The sequence below is a fragment of the Xanthomonas sp. JL1 genome, from assembly GCF_038405005.1.
Genome location: NZ_JBBYGR010000084.1, coordinates 17,910 through 34,787 on the forward strand (window position 1 = coordinate 17,910; position 16,878 = coordinate 34,787).

A 16,878-nucleotide genomic window follows, 5' to 3' on the forward strand; every position below is an offset into this window, starting at 1 on the left:
CGCACCGCAGTTGGTACGTAAAGCGCAGGGCTACACAGCGGCTACTTCGGGCACCTTCGGCTGCACCGACCAGGCCTGTGCATCTTCGTCCCACACCACCGTGCCATCGATCGACACCGGTGGCGCCACGGTGGTCAGCTGTCCCGGCAACGCGACGCCTGCGGCCAGCCGTGGCGCGATCGCGCCGGTGGCCTTCTCCCAGACCAGCGCAGCGCTGTAGTCCGGATCCGCACGCCAGCTCCTGCGTGTAGCGTCCCACACGTTGCGGCGGTAGTCGCTAGGTAGGAAAGCCATCGGTTGCGAGGTGGTGCACCCCTGCGGCAGTGCATCTCCCAAGGCAAGCGTATTGGCGATCGGCACGGCGCTGTCGATGCTGTAGAGCATCACCCCGCGATAATCGGCCACCAGTTCCCACATCCCTGAGAGGGACGACAGGCGGTGCCGCTCATATAGCCCTGCAGGCGGCGTTGGTGCAGTGGCAACGGTGTTGGGCGGCAACGGGTAGCGTCCTTCCAGCTCGGAAAGGTAGACCGTCACCGGGCCGGTGTACTCACCGGTGGTGGGATCAAAGGCGTAGGCGGTGCTGGTGCGCGGGAGAGGGTTGCTCATCTTGACCTCAGTAGGCAATGCAATAGGTCATGCGCAGGCCTGCAGGCAGGTTGTCTATGCCGCCGGCTGCGTTGACGGTGATTGTGTGTGCGTGTGCCCCGGCACCGCGATGATCCACGTCGTGCACGTGATTGCCGCCCTCCGCGATGCCGATGCCGTGGGTGTGGTTGCCAACGCCGTTCATGCTGATGTTATGGCCATGGCTACCCGCGCCGTCAGTGCCGAAGGAGTGCGCGTGGTTGCCGCCGGCACCGGTCCAGCCATCAGACGGGGCAGCGTCGTTGTCGCGCTCCCGGTAGATGCCGTAGCCATTGATCACGCTGGATGGAATCACGCCAGGATGTTGGTGATCACCAGAGGCGCTCGTGCTGCCGCCGTGCGCGTGATGCCCTTGCGCATCGGTCCACGCATAGTGCGCATGGTCACCGGCCGCCCCGGCACTCGCGCCATGTGCGTGGTTACCGGCCGCATTGATAGCAGTGTAGTGGGCGTGGTCGCCCACCGCTGCTGCGCTGGCGCCGTGCGTATGGGAAATGACCTGGCCGGGGTCGTACGAACCCACCGCGGTGGCCGCACTGGTGTGGGTGATCACCGTGCCTTCCTTGATCTTGGGTACATTGAAGGTTGTGCTGCCGTCACCCGCGCCGTAGACCGTGCCAATGGCCGCAAACAGCGCAGCGTACTTGGCACGCGAGATTTCGGCGCCATCGCAGACGAGCAGGCCATTGGGTGGATACAGCGAGGCCATGACCACGATCTGGCCGGGTAACAGGAATGATTGCGGCACGTTGAGCATGTTGCGGAAGTCGCGGTACCAGTCACCTTGACGTCCATCCAGCATGTCGGCATCCAGACCATTGCCGTGACCGGCATCGCTCAGGGCAGCCGTGCGAATGCCCAGCGCACTGCGTGCCGCTGCTGCGGTGGAGCGCGACAATAGATCCTTGATGTATTCGGTCGGCCCCCGTTCGCCAAGGCGCTGGTCCAGTGCCGCCAGTAGGTTGGACGGCGACAGCGCACGCTCCTTGTCCATCCCCGCGATGGCTTGGGCATCGGTCGCCAGGCGCACCACGCCCGGCACGTTGATCGTCGCTGCCGGATCGGTGAAGTTGATGTCGCCAAAGATGATCTGGGCGGTGTCCACGTCGGTGAACACCACGTCCAGCGCCAGGAGTACCGAGGCCGCGCCGGATTTCTCCACCAGCAACTCGGATTGACCATAGGCGCCAAACAGCGTGCCATCGGCCAGATACAGGCCAAAGCCGTAGCAGCTGTACGCTGCACTCGATTCGTCACGCACCGAGACATGGATCGTGTCCTTCGCCGTGACCAAGCCGCCGATGGTCGTCAGGCGCTTGATCTCGGAAGGCAATGCGGTGAGGCCGGCCTGCGCCACGAAGGCAGCGCTAGTCAGTCCCACGGCGGCAATGGTGACCGCCCGCGTACCGGTCTGCTCCGCATTGACCAGCGCCTGTCGTCCAGCAGTGGTGATCTTGATTTTAAGTCCGGGCATCTATGCTCTCTAGCTCGCATCGCCCTGCAGGCGCAGGAACAGGGTGACCCTGCCGCGTGCCACGACATTGAGTCGGGCCTCGGCTTGGAATCCTTGGGTGAAGCTGAAGTGCGCGCGCACGGGCTTGGTGCGCTCCACCTCGGCAAAGACTTCCTCTACGAACCGGGCGCTGGCGCTTTGTCCATCGGCGCCGGTCAGCGTCAGCGCCAGCTCGAAGGTGTGCGGCTCGCCACGTGGCTCCTGCTGCCACCATTCACGGATGGCCACCGCGCCGCCGAACGACTCGACCACCATCCGCACGCTGTCGGCTGTGCCCTTGCGTCGCTGGATGGCCATAGCGCTGCGCAGGCGCGAGCGCTTGACCGCATCGCTCCAGTCGGCCTTCCAGTCGTCGACGGACAACGCCCATGCCAGCCACGGAAGATGTCCGGCCGGGCACGTGTCGGGATTCCACAGGTCGGGATACGGTAGTGGGATGCCTTCTAGGCGCGACGCCACGGCGGCCAAGGCGCGCTCCATCGGTGTGGCATTGGGCGGTAGCGGCGAACTACTCATCGATGCCCGCGTGCACGATGTCAATTGCCGTGCAGTACGCGGCCTGGGTCCGGCTGATCCGGATGTCGGCGGCGGGCTCATCTAGCTCGATGCGCTGCACGCCATCGGCGAACAGCTTGGCCTTGATCGCGGATTCGGGGACGTCGCGGCCGATCCGATGCGCTTCGGCAAGGTAGGCCTGCAGGCTGCGCAGCGCTTCACGGATGACGACCGCCGAGTCGGGGCCGGCATAGGTGTAGAGGCGCCCACGAATGGCATACGGGATGATCTCGGCGCTCTGCACTGCGACCTCATCGGTCAGCGGGCGTACGCCGTCGTCTGCGAGGACGGCCGCGACTTCATCCAGCAGCTCCTGCGGCGCGGTTCCGTCGCCCGTGCGCGATTGCACGGTGACCAGGACTTGCCCGGGCGCGGGGCTGGTCGCGCTGGCATCCATGACGTCAGCGGATGCACTCAGCGCGTGGAAGATGTACGCCCCCTCGGGGCCCGCTACGCTGAATCCCTCCGGCGCAAGCTGGATGCGGCGGCGGAAGTCGACATCCGACTCGTAGGTCGGTGCAAGGCCGATATCCCGTTGGCCCGGATCGAGCACAAGGCGGGCTACACCGAACAGTGCACCCAGGTGGTCGAGATTGGCGCCAGTGGCGAAGGCCAGCATGGTCTGCTGCGCCTTGTCGTTGGCGCGCTGGCGCAGCAGGAGCTCGCGAGCCGCGAACAGCTGCAGGATCTTGTAGACCGGATCGGCTTCGGTGAGCGCAGAGAATTCCGGCAGTAGCTTGCGGAATTGAGCAAGCGCTTCTGCAAAGATTGTCTCGAAGTCCAGCGCATCGATCAGATCTGGGGCTTTAAGTCTGGATAGATCTACCGCAGTAAATGAAGCCATTGCACGTGCGGAAAGAGGGGGGCTTGTAGAATCCCCTGTAAGTGCTAATTGGCAAATATACACGCGCAGTAGTATGCAAACCTACAAGGCGCGATCACGCAAGCTACTTGTCTAGCCGGCTAGCGCTAGCTCACCCAAGCTTCATTTCCCGTACTTTAATTCGGTGCTGATCAACAAGTTGCGCGGCTGCCTGTAGTTGCTCTTCTGAGAGATCTGCAAAGCTAGGGATGTCGGCCATAAATTTGTGGAAGCGCTCCTCCATCCCGTCCATGCTGATGCCGTCTACCATCGATCTACGGAATATTTTCTTGGCCAACTTCTGCAGCTCTTGGGGAAGCTGTCCTGTCATCATTCGTTGCGCTATCCAAAGATATAACTGATTAGCCCTGACCCTCAGCTGGATTTTTGTTGCAGTCCTGCAAATAGCTTCGTTTTACCGATGTGTTCCATGATGTCTGATCTTGGCGCTCCTGACGCGAGGAGCCGGTGCGAAGTTCTTTCAGCCAGGGCCCCATGGCGGCCTGGCATTGGGCCGGTTTAGCGATAAGCGCGGAGGTGCTGCAGCTGAAGGTCAGGGCTAATCAGGAAGATATATGTCGACGATCTGAAGTCCAATCGAATACTTGCTATCTAGTACGGATATTTCTTTGGTGGGGTGGCCTATTCCCAATATTTCGGCATCGCCCATGTTTTTATAAAGCGGATGATTGAGCATCGCCATCCGATCCCTTGGGGAACAATTTCGCAGCCCCTGATTCATCAAGCCCAACACCCTATGGGTTTCAATCTGAGCCTTATTAAATTCTTTCTGTTGGTCAACAATGATTGATGATGCGTCTTTCAATCCTTTTCCTCTGATTCGTCTAGCCATTGAGTTCACTACAAATTGGAAGCCAACGGCATTGGGCGAGAGGATTTTTTTATCTTGGTATCCAAAATCTAATGCTAACGGATTCGTGATTCCATACGAGCAGGCGTCAGCAATAACTTCCTTGCTTCTGTGGTCGAATGCGCTATCCAAAGCTCTTGCTTTCACTGCTGTCAATAATTCGATGATGTCTGACTCGCGCATTTCGATGTTTCGATCCGTGCACAAGCTCCAGGATTTACGGAGCAAGTCTTCGTCCATGATATGTGCCAATTTGTGAATTATAACGAACCGCATAGGTGTCCAATAGCTTTCCCATCTCACTGCAGGGTTCAGTTCGGAATCAAATATCGCGTCAAAGAAAATGACTATGGCTAGTGTTTTTTTTCAATAAAATAATAATCAAAATCAAAATTCATCTTCTCCTGAAGGTGTAAAAGGAGATTTGAAACTTTAATAATCCCAGATGCCCGCATATCTTTTGCATGAAGTTCGCCAGCCTTTATTTCCTGCAGCATTTGTCTGTGAAGGTCGATGCCAATCGCGTCGACATTGGTTCTGCTGGATATAACGCCATAGCCTAGCTTCGGTTGATCTCTGTTAAAAAGATCATTCCCTGTATTGCCGGTTTCATCGATGTGAAAAAACATTTTCTTCCTTGGGGGTGAGTTGATCGTTTCATTAAAGATGAGATTTTTAGCTTAAATGCAAACATCGGTGGCCAAATTTTTTGAAGATAGCTGGGCAATGAACTCAGCTTTTCCTACCAGTCTGATACACGGGCGATTTGGCGTTCCAGTATGTTTTGCAACATCGGATATTTCCTTTCCTGATTAGCCCCGACCTTCAGCTGCAGCACCTCCGCGCTTATCGCTAAACCGGCCCAATGCCAGGCCGCCATGGGGTCCTGGCTGAAAGAACTTCGCACCGGCTCCTCGCATCAGCAGCGCCAAGATCAGACATCATGGAACACATCGGTAAAACGAAGCTATTTGCAGGACTGCAACAAAAATCCAGCTGATGGTCAGGGCTAATCAGGTTTCCTTTTGAGCCGATCAAGTCAGCACCCTAGCACTCCGCAATATCACGCTCAATGGATGAGCTTTGTTAGGGCTTTCGTAAGTGCCTTCGATACCTCGCCCTAGCCTAAGTGGTTTAAGACTTGGTCGTGGATTAGCAGCCTGTCGTTAGCGGTGAGACCCAACAGCACCCGCTTCTCGTAGCGTGCTCTCGGACCGCCTTTGCGCACCTGTTCGCTCAGTCCTTCCTGATGCACGCGTGCGATACGAGACACCCGTCCCATGAAGCCGACGCTCACCCCGTTGGGGCTGGCGCTGACCTTAAGGAACTTGGCCTGCCGCAGCTTGGCGAACATCTTCGCGCGTTTGACGCGGCCGGCCTTATGCAGCAGCTGCTGCTTGCGCGGTGAGTACGCTGAGCCATCGGGCGCCTGCTGCTTGCCGATGCGCTGGCTTTGCGAGCGCCGCAGCTCCGTGCCGATCTTGCGCGCCAGTGTGCGGCGCTCGCTTGGCTCCAAACGCGCCAGCAGAGGCGCGGCCCAGTTCTCCAGCGCGGTCAGCTCATCCATGTGGGATCGATTTGTGGCTCAGGTGCGTGGGCCATGTCATAGCCGCCGCCATCCTTCGCCGTCACCACCACGCGCTCGGTCAGCGGCAACTTGATCGACAGATCCACGGCATCGTTGGCGAGGATGTCGGCTTCGAAGGCAATCTCGCCACGGCGCGCCGGGTTGGACAGCAGCTCGGACTGATTGACCTGCACCCATTCCAGTAGCGGCAGCATCACGCTGTCCGGGTGGCCGGCATAGTCGGCCACGATCAGATTGAGCGTGTACTGGTACTCGAACGACAGCCCCGGCTGGAACGTGCTGACCAGGCTGCCGGCGTCGATAAACACCAGCAGCCGATCAGCGTCACGTGCCAGGTCCGGCAACGCCGCGACCAGATGCGCACGCAGGCTGGCGGGCTTGATCATGGCGTCGCTGCCGGCAGATGCAGCTCGATCCAATCTTGCAGCGCGCTCAGCTGCGCGGCGGTGGCGTGGCAGCTGGTGTAGTTGTCGACGACGGTGCTGGCGACGGCAGAGAGCGTAATGCCGGCGGCCGGTGCATCAGGATCTCCGGTGGGCGGCCCGGCAGGGTGGCCCGAGGCGGCGGCGTCGTGCAGCCGCACAAAGCCAGTAGGGATAGCGCAAGCAGCATCGGCTTTCTGGGTGACATAGATCGGGATCTCGCGGGTGATGGTGGCGCCGGCTTCGCGCACGACTTGCACGCGATCGACGTACTGGGTGACGACGGTGGTGGAGGTCTTGGCGCTGTCGCGTTCCGCCTCGGCCTGGCGCTTGGCCTGCAGCGCGGCGTCACGGTCTTGCCGGGCGGCGCCGACCCGCTGCTCCTGCCACACGCAGCCACCGACGAGCACTGCAATCAACGCCAGCAGGATGATCAGGCGCGTGACCATCAGGGCACGCCCAGGATCTGCAAGGCGCGCTGCGTGCGCGTGACGCGATCGCTGTGGCCTTCGGGCAAACGCTTGGCCCGCACGTTGCCCAGGTTGATCTTGCGGCCCAGGCCAAGCACATCGCCCGCATCTGCCATGACGTTGAGGCCGTTGTCCTGCCAGTACGCAGCCGCGCCCAGCGCGCTGGGCTCGATCTGCAGCAAGAGGTCCGGCTGCTCTTCGACCGGCAAGCCGATCAGCTCGCCGATACGCTGGTAGTTGCCCCGGAAGGTGTGCTGCATCGGGCCACGGCCACGGTGGCGATAGCCATCGCCGCTGGCTTCGTTGCCGTTGCCCAGCAGGTCGGCGTAGACGAAGTTGGCCAGACCAACCGGATTGCGCAGGAACCTGGGCGCTTGTGCCGGCGTGATGCGTGCGCCGAAGACTTCCAGCAGCCGGGCGCTGGTGGTGTACGTCAGCCCTTCTTCCATCCGCGACAGGCTCAGGCTTTCGTGGCCGAGCTGGCCCAGCCAATGCGCAGCGCGGCGCTTGGTGGTGATGCCGAAGCGATTGGCGGCGGCGAGCAGTGGGCCGTGCCAGCGCTGTGCGCGTTGCGGCGAGCACTGCATGATCGAAGCGAGTTGGGTATCGGTAAACATCAATCGACCTTCAGGATGCGCGCCACATTCCCCCGGGCGCGGTAGGTGAGCACGGCCAGCACGATCAACGTGCCCAGGTGCCAGAGACTGACTTGCGAGCGGGCGCCGGCCAGCAGGATGTGCAGCGCCTGGCCGCCGGTGCTGGCGATCAGCAACCACGCGCACCAGCCCGCGCCACGCCGGTGACGCGCATCGACTGGCCGGTGGTAGGTAAGCAGGCGGACGCAGATGGCCAGCGAGGCCATCAACGTCAGGACGGTGACCAGGCTATGCACTGGGCGGACCTCCACGACGTAGGAAGGAAAAGTCGAAGGACTTGCTCTTTTCGATCAGGCCCAGCGTGACGGTGATGGCGCACGCGGCGCTGGCAAAGGCGGCGACGCCGCTGGACTTGATCGGCAACCAGCGCAGCAGCTCCGGCGCCAGCTGGTAGCCGGCGATCACGCTCACCGGGAAATAGATCAGCCGCGCCAGCAGCGGTTGTTTGGTGGCAGACACCACGAACAGCGCGCCGCCGGCAAAGGCGCCGATCAATGCATCGCCGTCGATGCCAGGCAGCACGGAGGCCAGGCCCACACCGGTGGCGATCAAAAAGCCGCTCGAGACGGAGGTGGGTTCGGTCATCAGTTCAGTCCCATAGCTGCACGAGCGGCGTCATCGCTGCTGTGGTGGTGGTTACCTCGGGCAACTCCACCGGGGTGCCATGCGGAAGCACGGCGCCCCGTTCGGCCAGGCCGGGATTGAGGAGATAGGTCCGCTCGACCAGGCCGGCCGTGCTGCCCAGGTGGCGCCAGCACAGCAGGTCGACGGTGTCGCCTTGCATGGCGTGCACGCGCATCAGATGAGCTCCACCGTGCTGCGCGGCAGGTTCTGCAGATCACGCACCGCCCAGCGCTGGTCGCGGCGCAATTCGGTGATGCTCGGCGTCAGGTCATCGGCGCGCTGGTTGGCGCTGTTGGTGGCATCGAAGCTGCGGTAACGCTCTGTCACCTCGACGGCGGTGGCACACGCCACCGCACGCAGGTACAGCTGCACGCGGCGCGAGACGCCGTCGACGGTCGTGCTGGGGAGATCGCTCAACGCCGCGTAGCCGGCCGCCTGCTGCGTATCCGCCCAGGCCTGCAGTGCGTCGTTGACCGCCAACATGGCGGCAACGATCGCCTGGCGCAGACGCGCATCGGTGACGGTGCCATCCAGGCGCATGCTGGCCCGCACATCTGCCGGTGCAATCGCCGGCCAGAACGGCGCATTGGCGATCGCATCAGGCGTGGCGCTGGTGGTGCCGGTGGCCGTGAATCCGCTCATGGATGGCTCGGAAGAGATCGCCGGTGGTCGGGGCGTCACCGCAGCGAGGTGCGTGCTGTGGATCAGCCCCGAGCCGGCGAGGGTTGCGGGGACGCTCGGTTATGCGCTGGTGCCGGAAGGCTCAGCGCTGAACTTCTTCAGGAGCCGCTCGGCGCGCTCCAGATCTTTCTTGCCGCCGCAGCTGCCGTGCAGTGCGATGGCGCGCTGCAGGTCGGCGACAGCCGCCGCCACGATCGGCTGCGCCTGGTCGGCCGGCGTCTCGTCGGCCATACCCGCCAGGCAGGCGCGGGCCAGCGCCAGGTGCAGCTTGGCGCGCACCTCGTCGGGCATGTCCTGCTCGGCCGTCAGCGCGGCGGTGTCGGCTAGCACGGCCGCATCGAACGGCTGGCCGGTCTTCTGCGCCGACAGCGCCGCTTCGGCAATCTCTTCGGCCAGCACGCAGCCCACCGTGCGGGAGAAGCGGTCGGGCATCTGCAGGTTGTGCTTGAGCACATAGGCGCCCAGCTCCAGCGCGCCGGCATAGTCGCCGGCATCAATGCGCCACACCATGCACGTCATGACGATCTCGTCCTGTGCGCCCTGGCCGCCGGCCAGCACGCCGGCCAGATACGGCACGTAGGTCGGCAACAGCTGCACCTTGAGCGCCGCCTTGCCCTGGGTGGACTGGATCTGCTTCAGCCGCAGGCGATCGCTTTGCAGCTGCGCCATGTGCTGCTCGTAGGCCGTTGCACCGGCCATCAGCTGGTGCGGGGCGCGCTGGGCCGCTTCCAGCTCGGCGAGCACGCGGCTGTGGTGACGCTTGGCGGGACTGTCGGCCATGGCTTAGGCCTCGATCTCGATGTGCTCGACCACGCAGCCCAGGCCGTAGTCCTCGACCACGTAGGCATCGTTGGAGGACTCGTAATTCTCGACGCGATCGCGCGCGGGCACTTCCTGGATGTAGCGGCGACGGCCGCCGGTCTGGTAATAGATCGACAGGTTCGCCAGCGAAGTGACCATCAACGCGCCGTCCGGCAGGTACGGCACCTCGGCCACCTGCAAGCCGCCCACACGGCGCTGGCTCAAGATCAGATCGGTGGCGATCTTCTCGCTGGCCGGCTGGTCCTTGTTGACCATCGGGAAATACTTGTCGTGCATCAGGTCGCGGCCCAGCACGACCACCAGACTCGGATCCTTGCGGTGCCACGGGTCGAGCAGGTTACTCACCACATCGAACACCAGCGCATCGAGGTTGCCGTAGTCGGCGCCAGCTGCACCGCCGATGACCACCTTGCCGGCGGCCTTGCCGCTCGCCAGCACGCGCTGGGCCGCGTTGGTGCGGTACTGCTGCAGCCAGCCGATATTGACGTCTTCCAGCAGCGGGAACGCGGCGCGGTCGGTATCGGCAGCGGCGTGCGTGCCGTTGAAGCCGATCTGCAAACGGTCCAGCGCCTGGCGCTTGACGATCGCATCGCGCAGGCGTGCCTGGAAGTCCGGGAACTTGGCCCAGGTATCGAGCAACGCATACGGGATGGCGGTGTCGAAGTCGGTCTTCTTGGCGAGGTACTCGTTCTTGTCGAGCGCGGCGACATTGCGCGGGGTGCGCGTCTTGCCGGCGCCGGTGTCGGTGCGGCTGGCGATGCTGCCGGTGACGCCGATGCCCACCTTCTGGCCGGACAACTCGTCCACCGGGATGATGTTGACCTTGGACAGGAACTCGCTGGATTCCTGCATGCGCGATTCCAGCTTCTGCTGCACGGTCGGTTCGACGGCGAACGAGTGGAAAACGGAGGTGATGCCGTTGAGCTTGGCGATCTGCTCGGCGAACTGGTTGAACTGCAGGCGGGTGGCGTTTTGCATGGTGGCTCCGAAGGTGGGGCGCTGGCGGCGTGTGTGGTGTGTGGGATCAGCAGTCGGTCAGCACGGCCGCGCCGCCGCCGGTGACCACCGGGCGTGTGGGCTGCGAGGGGTCGGCCTGCTGCGACAGCAACTCGCGCAGCTGCGCCAGGTCGTTCGCCAGCTGTTCGTGCTTGGTCTTCTGCGCGGCGTGTTCGGCCTGCAGGCCGGCGAACCGTTCGTCCTGGCCACGCACGTGCTCGGCGATCTCTTCGACACCCTGGCCGAGGTCGGCGAACTGCTGGGCAGTGATGTTGGTTGCGTCCTCGCTCCTGAGCGCGGTGCGAATCCGGCTAAGCAAGTTGGCGACCGAGCCTTCGCTGACCTCGCTGAATTCCAGCGTGGTTTCTTCGGCGACGGTGAACAGGTTGCCGGGTGATTGCTTGCGATCGGCCAGCGGATTGGCATCCGGGTGTTGGCTGGCAAAGATCAGCATCGAGGTACCCAAGCTCGCGGGCGAATCAGTGACGGCCAAGCCGACCAGATACGCCTTGCCGGTGTTGGCGAATTTCTCCTGCACCTCGATGCTGGTGTAGAGCTTCTGCTTGGACTTGTTGATGGTGATCAGATCGGCGGTCGGCTCGATCTGTGCGAACAGCGCCAGACGCTTGCTGCCATCGATCTCGACCTCTTCGGCTTTGACGGCTGTGACATCGCCATACGCACGGAAGGGCGAGTCCGGCAGCAAGCTGCGCATGTGCTCGATCCAGATGCGCGCACCGTAGGTCTCGCGGTTGTAGGTGGCGGCCATGTCGTCAATCCAGCTGCGTTGGATCGTGCGGCCGTCGGTGGTGGCGCCTTCGACGGCCACGCGGAACCAGTTGGAACGGAACTTCTTGGTCTTGCCCGACATGGGTGTCCTCTGCGCTGGATGCGTTTGCGATGACCCATGGTCAAACGCGACACACAGCGCAGCAACAAAACCACCGTGTAAACAAGGTGGTTACGCGTCGCTCAACTGTCGGGATTAAGAGGTGGGTTGCACCCTGGTCGGCATGCAAAGCGTTGCCACCCAGCTCCCGATGGACACCCGCAGACAGGCCAAGTTCCTGTACTGGATGGGATGGCGCGTGACCGAAATTGCGCAGGCCATCGGCGAGAACACGAAGACTGTACACAGCTGGAAGTCGCGTGACGAGTGGGATCGCGCAGACAACGTGGAGCGCATCGGTGGTGCACTGGAAGCGCGCCTTGTCGTGCTGATCATGAAACCGGAAAAATCCGGTGGCGACTTCAAAGAAATTGATCTGCTGCATCGGCAGTTGGAGCGCCAGGCGCGCATCCAGCGCTACCAAGGCGGCGGCAACGAAGCCGACTTGAATCCGGCCGTGGCTAATCGCAACGCCGCGCCGAAAAAGAAGCCCAAGCGCAACGACTTCACTGAGGAACAGGTCGAGCAGCTGACCACGGCATTCATCGACGGCTGCTTCGACTATCAGCGCGATTGGTACCGGGCCAGCAACGAGCGTACCCGCGTCATCCTGAAGTCGCGTCAGATCGGTGCGACGTTTTACTTCGCCCGTGAGGCGCTGATCGATGCGCTCACCACCGGGCGCAATCAGATATTCCTTAGCGCATCCAAGGCACAGGCGCATCTGTTCCGTGGCTACATGCAGCAGTTCGTGCGCGAGACGATCAACGAGACGCTTTCCGGCGGCGACAGCATCGTGTTTCCCAACGGCGCCGAGCTGTTCTTCCTGGGAACCAATGCGCGCACCGCGCAGGGTTACCACGGCAATTTCTACTTCGACGAGTTCTTCTGGACCTATGGGTTCAACGAATTGAACAAGGTCGCCAGCGGCATGGCGATGCACAAGAAGTGGCGCAAGACCTATTTCAGCACGCCATCCAGCATGGCCCATGAGGCCTACACCTTCTGGACCGGCGAGCGCCGCAACAAGGGCAAACCGGCCGCACAGCGCATCCAGATCGATGTCTCGCACGATGCATTGGCCGGCGGCCGGCGTTGTCAGGACCGCGCCTGGCGGCAAATCGTCAACATCCTCGACGCGCAGCGCCGTGGCTGCGACCTGTTCGATATCGACGAGCTGCGCGAGGAATACAGCCCGGACGCGTTCGCCAACCTGTTGATGTGCGACTTCGTCGACGACGGCGCCAGCATCTTCTCGCTGGCGATGCTGCAGCCGTGCATGGTCGACAGCTGGGTCGAGTGGGGCCAGGACTACAAACCGTTCGCCGTGCGCCCCTATGGCGATCGCGCCGTGTGGATCGGCTACGACCCCGCCGAGACGGGAGATACCGCCGGACTGGTTGTGTTGGCACCACCGCAGCAGCCCGGCGGCAAGTTCCGGCTGTTGGAGCGGATCCAGTTCCGGGGCATGGACTTTGCCAAGCAGGCAGCCGAGATCGAGCGCATCACGCGCCGCTACTGGGTGACCTACATCGGCATCGACACCACCGGCATGGGCAGCGGTGTGGCGCAGTTGGTGAAGCAGTTCTTCCCGAATCTGGTCACCTTCAGCTACTCGCCTGAAGTGAAGACACGCCTGGTGCTCAAGGCGTTCGACGTGATCCACAACGGGCGGCTGGAGTTCGACGCCGGCTGGACCGACGTGGCGCAGTCGTTGATGGCCATCCGCAAGACCATGACGGCCAGTGGCCGGCAGTCCACCTTCAGCGCTGGCCGCTCGGAAGAGACCGGCCACGCGGACCTGGCGTGGGCACTGTTCCACGCGCTGCAGAACGAACCGCTGGAAGGGCGCACCGCGCGCAACTCCGGCTTCATGGAGATCTCTTGATGTTGACCGACCAGCTGCCCGCCACCGCGCCTGCAGCGCCAGCCGTGCCCGCACGCACCGAGGCGTTCACCTTTGGCGACCCGACGCCGGTGCTCGATGGGCGCGGCGTGCTGGACTATCTGGAGTGCTGGCAGAACGGGCGCTGGTACGAGCCGCCGGTGGCGCTGGATGGCCTGTCCAAGACCACGCGCAGCAATCCCTTCCTGCAGTCCGGGCTGATCTTCAAGCGCAACATGCTGGCGCGCACCTTCAAGCCGCATCGGCTCCTGACGCGTGAGGCCTTCGAGCAGCTGTCGCTGGATTGGATCACCCTGGGCAATGGCTACCTCGAGCGCCGCCGCAACCGCATGGGCGGTGCGCTGTCGCTGGCTGCGCCGTTGTCCAAGTACATGCGGCGCGGTATCACCGAGGGCGAGTACTTCCAGGTGCGCACCTGGCACGACGAGCACGTGTTCGAGCCGGGCAGCGTGTTCCAGCTGCGCGAAGCCGATGTCGATCAAGAACTCTACGGCCTGCCTGAGTGGATGCCGGCGATGCAGTCGGCGCTGCTCAACGAATCGGCCACGCTGTTTCGCCGCAAGTATTACAACAACGGCTCGCATGCCGGTTTCATCCTGTACCTGACCGACCCGCAGCAGAGCCAGGAAGACGTCGATGCGCTGCGCACCGCCATGAAGGGCGCCAAGGGGCCGGGCAACTTCCGCAACCTGTTCCTGTATTCGCCCGGCGGCAACAAGGATGGGCTGAAGCTCATCCCGGTCAGCGAAGTGGCGGCCAAGGACGAGTTCAGCGGCATCAAAGGCATCACCCGCGACGACATGCTCGCCGCGCTGCGCATCCCACCGCAACTCATGGGCATCGTGCCGCAGAACGCAGGCGGCTTCGGATCGATCCGTGAGGCCGCTGCCGTGTGGGCCGCCAACGAGCTGGAGCCGCTGCAGGCGCGCATGCTGAAGATCAACGACTGGGTGGGCGATGAGGTGATCTCGTTCACCCAGTACGCGCCGCCAGCGACCGCGTAATCCTTTCCCACCGCAAGACCACGCAATGCTCAAGAACCTCCGTTGTGGCGAATGCGCCCGCCTGCTGTGCAAGGCCGGCGCCTTCGATGAAATCCAGATCAAGTGCCCACGCTGCGGCACGCTCAATCACCTGAAGGCCGAGAGCCTCACCTCCGATCGCCGCGAGCGAATCCAAGAAGGCTCTCACCATGAAAAACCAGCTCCTGCAGGGCGACGCCCTGACCATCCTGCCCACGCTCGAAGCGAATTCGTTCGACGCACTGATCACTGATCCGCCGTATGCGAGTGGCGGCCTGACCGCCGCTGCCCGTGCCCGGCCGCCATCGACCAAGTACTGCCGAGATGGCGGGCACGCTGACTTCGTTGGCGACGAGCGCGACCAGCGTGGCCACCTGGCGTGGATGCAGCTGTGGCTATCGGAGTGCGCGCGTCTTTTGAAGGAGGGAGCGCCGGTGCTGCTGTTTACCGACTGGCGGCAGCTGCCGCTTACGACCGACGCGCTGCAGGCGGCCGGCTTCAAATGGCGCGGCGTTGCCGTCTGGGACAAGACGGAGGGCGTGCGTCCGCAGCTGGGGCGGTTCCGCAACCAGGCCGAATACATTGTGTGGGGTAGCAAGGGCGGCATGCCGTTGGATCGCCGCGCGCCGGTGCTGCCGGGCGTGGTGCGGACACCGGTGCTCAAGGCTGACAAGCATCACCTGACCGGCAAGCCCACCGAATTGATGCGCAGCCTGGTGCGGATCTGTGAAGCGGGCGGCCGGATCCTGGATCCGTTCGCAGGCAGCGGCACGACGCTTGTGGCGGCGGAGCTGGAGGGCTACCGCTGGACCGGTGTGGAGATGACGCAGCACTACGCCGACGTCGCGCGCGCGCGCGTTGCTGCTCTGTGAGTGTGATGGGGCGGGGGGACCCGCCCTAATCATTTTGTGGTGATAACTCGCGGAGCGAAAGCGTTGTCAGCTCAGCAGCGACGTGTCAGTAACATCCAATAAGCCTACGTGCGCCATGCGTGCTTCAACCTGGTGGGCACGCTTGAGATGGGCCGGATTGTTGAGGTCGAAGCATTCATCAACGGCCACGATGACGGTCCCTTTGGTGCCGACCGGGATTAGGGCGGCTGCTTCCGGGATGTGTTTTGCTTCAACCATGTGCGGGACAAAACCCATCCAGCCGAGCCAGCGGCGGTGCGGAAATAATTGGTTCTCGCCCATGTAGATTTTTATCTCTTTACCAGATTGTGGGCGTGTGCTTACATCCGTTCCGCTGAATATTATGGACTCGGTCTGCGCAATAGCTTTTATGCTACTCCGGAATATCTCACTGGCCCCCGCCTCGCCGTATGCATTGATCGGGTCGTAAATCTCGAACGTGATATAACCCTGGCCTGGCTCGAAGGTGAGTAAGGCCCTGCCGGGCTTGAGCCACTCCTTATCATTCGAAGCGGTGCTTAGTACGGCGCGGAAGCCTCCTGCGTAGTCCTGCGAATTATTTTGTGCTGCATCTGCTAGAAATGCAGATTTATCTTCTAGCGATATTGTTGCGCCGCCTTTTGTATTTGCCAGCGAAAACCAATTTTCTAGAGAGGGATGTACGGAGGAAATTGATTTCGTAAGTGCAGTCAGGCGGGCATAACCATCGTCCTCCCCGATCGCCTCCTCGGCAATAGTTGCATCGATAGTTGCCTGAATCATCAAGTTGGTCATGGCGTATATCTGCAAATGGTAGCGTCAGTCCGAAAGGCGCGAGTCGCAGCTAAGTAGCAGGTTTTGTATTTGAAATGCCATTGGAGTTTAGCCGGAGAACCAGCTTCTGTTACTTTGCTGCGCTGGCGGTTCTTCTGGTCAATCCAGCCGCCAATTATTTTTTTTCTTACGAATGGCCAGCGAGGTAGTGCGCTTTCCGTAAAAAATTGAGCGTACTCAGCTTTTGCTTCTACGACAGTGCACTGTCCTCGCCAGAACCCATCAAAGCCAAAACCGCCATAGTTCCACTCTGAAATGGTAATTTGATTTTTCCCTCCCAACACACGCAAGCGCGTGCGATCCAGCGTAGAGCCGCCATAGGTGTAGACAAACCGCTCTGGCGCTGCGCTCATGTTGGCAATTTGTAATTGATAATCAAAATTATCGTACTGATTAATGTTGATCGTATAGTTGGCCGGCGTCATCACCCCTTGTGCCAGTTTGCAGCTATTGCACTGATTCTGGTTGCTGGTCTGCGAGCAGTCTGCCTCGCGGGCTTCCACGCGTGGTTCGGCTTTTGTATCTGGCTTCACGCCCAAGGCGTCTTTGAGCTTGTTCCAGACCTGGCCGACCGTGGGGCCGCCCAGCGGGTCTGTTTGTGATGGGTCCCAGCCACCGGGGCGGGTGAT

General features: G+C 62.0%; 24 protein-coding genes. 4 read left to right on the forward strand and 20 right to left on the reverse strand.

The window, feature by feature from the left end:
- Positions 1–30 precede the first annotated feature (30 nt).
- From WJW29_RS18680 to WJW29_RS18765, 18 genes are all read right to left on the reverse strand, one after another.
- Positions 31–609, reverse strand: coding sequence for a hypothetical protein (locus tag WJW29_RS18680; protein ID WP_041182056.1), 579 nt, complete (start codon positions 607–609; stop codon positions 31–33).
- Positions 610–616: 7 nt separating this feature from the next.
- The gene (locus WJW29_RS18685) at positions 617–2,122 is read right to left on the reverse strand and encodes a phage tail protein (RefSeq protein WP_011258463.1); all 1,506 of its coding nucleotides are present in this window, start codon (positions 2,120–2,122) and stop codon (positions 617–619) included.
- A 9-nt stretch (positions 2,123–2,131) separates the two neighbouring features.
- Positions 2,132–2,677: a phage tail protein I gene (locus WJW29_RS18690; protein ID WP_011408141.1), complete on the reverse strand. Its 546-nt coding sequence runs from the start codon at positions 2,675–2,677 to the stop codon at positions 2,132–2,134.
- The gene (locus tag WJW29_RS18695) at positions 2,670–3,560 is read right to left on the reverse strand and encodes a baseplate J/gp47 family protein (RefSeq protein WP_011408142.1); all 891 of its coding nucleotides are present in this window, start codon (positions 3,558–3,560) and stop codon (positions 2,670–2,672) included. The genes WJW29_RS18690 and WJW29_RS18695 overlap by 8 nt, the downstream gene beginning before the upstream one ends.
- 130 nt (positions 3,561–3,690) lie before the next feature.
- Positions 3,691–3,912 carry a hypothetical protein gene (locus WJW29_RS18700; RefSeq protein WP_258522896.1) on the reverse strand — a complete coding sequence of 74 codons (222 nt, stop codon included), beginning with the start codon at positions 3,910–3,912 and terminating at the stop codon, positions 3,691–3,693.
- Positions 3,913–4,137: 225 nt separating this feature from the next.
- Entirely contained in the window at positions 4,138–4,689 is a 552-nt protein-coding gene (locus WJW29_RS18705) for a hypothetical protein (protein WP_258522895.1), read from the reverse strand.
- Between the two features lie 113 nt (positions 4,690–4,802).
- Positions 4,803–5,078: a hypothetical protein gene (locus WJW29_RS18710; protein ID WP_233282871.1), complete on the reverse strand. Its 276-nt coding sequence runs from the start codon at positions 5,076–5,078 to the stop codon at positions 4,803–4,805.
- A gap of 491 nt (positions 5,079–5,569) precedes the next feature.
- Positions 5,570–6,016, reverse strand: a complete 447-nt coding sequence (locus WJW29_RS18715) for a phage virion morphogenesis protein (protein ID WP_011258467.1) — start codon at positions 6,014–6,016, stop codon at positions 5,570–5,572.
- Positions 6,004–6,423: a phage tail protein gene (locus WJW29_RS18720; protein WP_011408144.1), complete on the reverse strand. Its 420-nt coding sequence runs from the start codon at positions 6,421–6,423 to the stop codon at positions 6,004–6,006. The genes WJW29_RS18715 and WJW29_RS18720 overlap by 13 nt, the downstream gene beginning before the upstream one ends.
- Positions 6,420–6,908 carry a hypothetical protein gene (locus WJW29_RS18725; RefSeq protein WP_011258469.1) on the reverse strand — a complete coding sequence of 163 codons (489 nt, stop codon included), beginning with the start codon at positions 6,906–6,908 and terminating at the stop codon, positions 6,420–6,422. The genes WJW29_RS18720 and WJW29_RS18725 overlap by 4 nt, the downstream gene beginning before the upstream one ends.
- On the reverse strand, positions 6,908–7,546 hold the full coding sequence (locus WJW29_RS18730; protein ID WP_011408146.1) for a glycoside hydrolase family 19 protein: 639 nt from the start codon (positions 7,544–7,546) through the stop codon (positions 6,908–6,910). The genes WJW29_RS18725 and WJW29_RS18730 overlap by 1 nt, the downstream gene beginning before the upstream one ends.
- On the reverse strand, positions 7,546–7,821 hold the full coding sequence (locus tag WJW29_RS18735) for a phage holin family protein (protein WP_041182057.1): 276 nt from the start codon (positions 7,819–7,821) through the stop codon (positions 7,546–7,548). Before WJW29_RS18735 ends, WJW29_RS18730 begins: the two co-directional genes overlap by 1 nt.
- Positions 7,814–8,170 carry a phage holin family protein gene (locus tag WJW29_RS18740; RefSeq protein WP_011258472.1) on the reverse strand — a complete coding sequence of 119 codons (357 nt, stop codon included), beginning with the start codon at positions 8,168–8,170 and terminating at the stop codon, positions 7,814–7,816. Before WJW29_RS18740 ends, WJW29_RS18735 begins: the two co-directional genes overlap by 8 nt.
- Before the next feature lie 4 nt (positions 8,171–8,174).
- A complete protein-coding gene (locus tag WJW29_RS18745) occupies positions 8,175–8,384 on the reverse strand; it encodes a tail protein X (protein ID WP_011258473.1) in 210 nt (69 codons plus the stop codon).
- On the reverse strand, positions 8,384–8,851 hold the full coding sequence (locus tag WJW29_RS18750) for a head completion/stabilization protein (protein WP_041182058.1): 468 nt from the start codon (positions 8,849–8,851) through the stop codon (positions 8,384–8,386). The genes WJW29_RS18745 and WJW29_RS18750 overlap by 1 nt, the downstream gene beginning before the upstream one ends.
- A 99-nt stretch (positions 8,852–8,950) precedes the next feature.
- The gene (locus WJW29_RS18755; protein WP_011258475.1) at positions 8,951–9,670 is read right to left on the reverse strand and encodes a terminase endonuclease subunit; all 720 of its coding nucleotides are present in this window, start codon (positions 9,668–9,670) and stop codon (positions 8,951–8,953) included.
- A gap of 3 nt (positions 9,671–9,673) precedes the next feature.
- Positions 9,674–10,690: a phage major capsid protein, P2 family gene (locus WJW29_RS18760; protein ID WP_011258476.1), complete on the reverse strand. Its 1,017-nt coding sequence runs from the start codon at positions 10,688–10,690 to the stop codon at positions 9,674–9,676.
- Positions 10,691–10,736: 46 nt separating this feature from the next.
- On the reverse strand, positions 10,737–11,579 hold the full coding sequence (locus WJW29_RS18765; protein ID WP_011258477.1) for a GPO family capsid scaffolding protein: 843 nt from the start codon (positions 11,577–11,579) through the stop codon (positions 10,737–10,739).
- 142 nt (positions 11,580–11,721) lie between these two features.
- On the opposite strand from WJW29_RS18765, the gene WJW29_RS18770 reads away from it, so the two are divergent.
- The 4 genes from WJW29_RS18770 to WJW29_RS18785 are packed head-to-tail and all read left to right on the forward strand — an operon-like array spanning position 11,722 to position 15,397.
- Positions 11,722–13,485, forward strand: coding sequence for a terminase ATPase subunit family protein (locus WJW29_RS18770; protein ID WP_181689924.1), 1,764 nt, complete (start codon positions 11,722–11,724; stop codon positions 13,483–13,485).
- A complete protein-coding gene (locus tag WJW29_RS18775; RefSeq protein ID WP_011408154.1) occupies positions 13,485–14,507 on the forward strand; it encodes a phage portal protein in 1,023 nt (340 codons plus the stop codon). The genes WJW29_RS18770 and WJW29_RS18775 overlap by 1 nt, the downstream gene beginning before the upstream one ends.
- Before the next feature lie 25 nt (positions 14,508–14,532).
- Positions 14,533–14,778, forward strand: a complete 246-nt coding sequence (locus WJW29_RS18780; protein WP_053503138.1) for a Com family DNA-binding transcriptional regulator — start codon at positions 14,533–14,535, stop codon at positions 14,776–14,778.
- On the forward strand, positions 14,696–15,397 hold the full coding sequence (locus WJW29_RS18785; protein ID WP_011258480.1) for a site-specific DNA-methyltransferase: 702 nt from the start codon (positions 14,696–14,698) through the stop codon (positions 15,395–15,397). The genes WJW29_RS18780 and WJW29_RS18785 overlap by 83 nt, the downstream gene beginning before the upstream one ends.
- 66 nt (positions 15,398–15,463) lie before the next feature.
- Here WJW29_RS18785 and WJW29_RS18790 read toward each other — a convergent pair whose 3' ends face one another.
- The gene (locus tag WJW29_RS18790; protein ID WP_011408156.1) at positions 15,464–16,210 is read right to left on the reverse strand and encodes an Imm52 family immunity protein; all 747 of its coding nucleotides are present in this window, start codon (positions 16,208–16,210) and stop codon (positions 15,464–15,466) included.
- Positions 16,207–16,878: Tox-REase-5 domain-containing protein (locus tag WJW29_RS18795; protein ID WP_113084421.1), on the reverse strand; the 672-nt coding region annotated here is incomplete at its 5' end. The genes WJW29_RS18790 and WJW29_RS18795, both read right to left, overlap by 4 nt.

Bases quoted from the DNA above. Each gene is read 5' to 3' on its own strand.
- WJW29_RS18680 (WP_041182056.1), bottom strand. From the start codon at position 609: ATGAGCAACCCTCTCCCGCGCACCAGCACCGCCTACGCCTTTGATCCC.
- WJW29_RS18685 (WP_011258463.1), bottom strand. From the start codon at position 2,122: ATGCCCGGACTTAAAATCAAGATCACCACTGCTGGACGACAGGCGCTG.
- WJW29_RS18690 (WP_011408141.1), bottom strand. From the start codon at position 2,677: ATGAGTAGTTCGCCGCTACCGCCCAATGCCACACCGATGGAGCGCGCC.
- WJW29_RS18695 (WP_011408142.1), bottom strand. From the start codon at position 3,560: ATGGCTTCATTTACTGCGGTAGATCTATCCAGACTTAAAGCCCCAGAT.
- WJW29_RS18700 (WP_258522896.1), bottom strand. From the start codon at position 3,912: ATGATGACAGGACAGCTTCCCCAAGAGCTGCAGAAGTTGGCCAAGAAA.
- WJW29_RS18705 (WP_258522895.1), bottom strand. From the start codon at position 4,689: ATGGACGAAGACTTGCTCCGTAAATCCTGGAGCTTGTGCACGGATCGA.
- WJW29_RS18710 (WP_233282871.1), bottom strand. From the start codon at position 5,078: ATGTTTTTTCACATCGATGAAACCGGCAATACAGGGAATGATCTTTTT.
- WJW29_RS18715 (WP_011258467.1), bottom strand. From the start codon at position 6,016: ATGGATGAGCTGACCGCGCTGGAGAACTGGGCCGCGCCTCTGCTGGCG.
- WJW29_RS18720 (WP_011408144.1), bottom strand. From the start codon at position 6,423: ATGATCAAGCCCGCCAGCCTGCGTGCGCATCTGGTCGCGGCGTTGCCG.
- WJW29_RS18725 (WP_011258469.1), bottom strand. From the start codon at position 6,908: ATGGTCACGCGCCTGATCATCCTGCTGGCGTTGATTGCAGTGCTCGTC.
- WJW29_RS18730 (WP_011408146.1), bottom strand. From the start codon at position 7,546: ATGTTTACCGATACCCAACTCGCTTCGATCATGCAGTGCTCGCCGCAA.
- WJW29_RS18740 (WP_011258472.1), bottom strand. From the start codon at position 8,170: ATGACCGAACCCACCTCCGTCTCGAGCGGCTTTTTGATCGCCACCGGT.
- WJW29_RS18745 (WP_011258473.1), bottom strand. From the start codon at position 8,384: ATGCGCGTGCACGCCATGCAAGGCGACACCGTCGACCTGCTGTGCTGG.
- WJW29_RS18750 (WP_041182058.1), bottom strand. From the start codon at position 8,851: ATGAGCGGATTCACGGCCACCGGCACCACCAGCGCCACGCCTGATGCG.
- WJW29_RS18755 (WP_011258475.1), bottom strand. From the start codon at position 9,670: ATGGCCGACAGTCCCGCCAAGCGTCACCACAGCCGCGTGCTCGCCGAG.
- WJW29_RS18760 (WP_011258476.1), bottom strand. From the start codon at position 10,690: ATGCAAAACGCCACCCGCCTGCAGTTCAACCAGTTCGCCGAGCAGATC.
- WJW29_RS18765 (WP_011258477.1), bottom strand. From the start codon at position 11,579: ATGTCGGGCAAGACCAAGAAGTTCCGTTCCAACTGGTTCCGCGTGGCC.
- WJW29_RS18770 (WP_181689924.1), top strand. From the start codon at position 11,722: ATGCAAAGCGTTGCCACCCAGCTCCCGATGGACACCCGCAGACAGGCC.
- WJW29_RS18775 (WP_011408154.1), top strand. From the start codon at position 13,485: ATGTTGACCGACCAGCTGCCCGCCACCGCGCCTGCAGCGCCAGCCGTG.
- WJW29_RS18780 (WP_053503138.1), top strand. From the start codon at position 14,533: ATGCTCAAGAACCTCCGTTGTGGCGAATGCGCCCGCCTGCTGTGCAAG.
- WJW29_RS18785 (WP_011258480.1), top strand. From the start codon at position 14,696: ATGAAAAACCAGCTCCTGCAGGGCGACGCCCTGACCATCCTGCCCACG.
- WJW29_RS18790 (WP_011408156.1), bottom strand. From the start codon at position 16,210: ATGACCAACTTGATGATTCAGGCAACTATCGATGCAACTATTGCCGAG.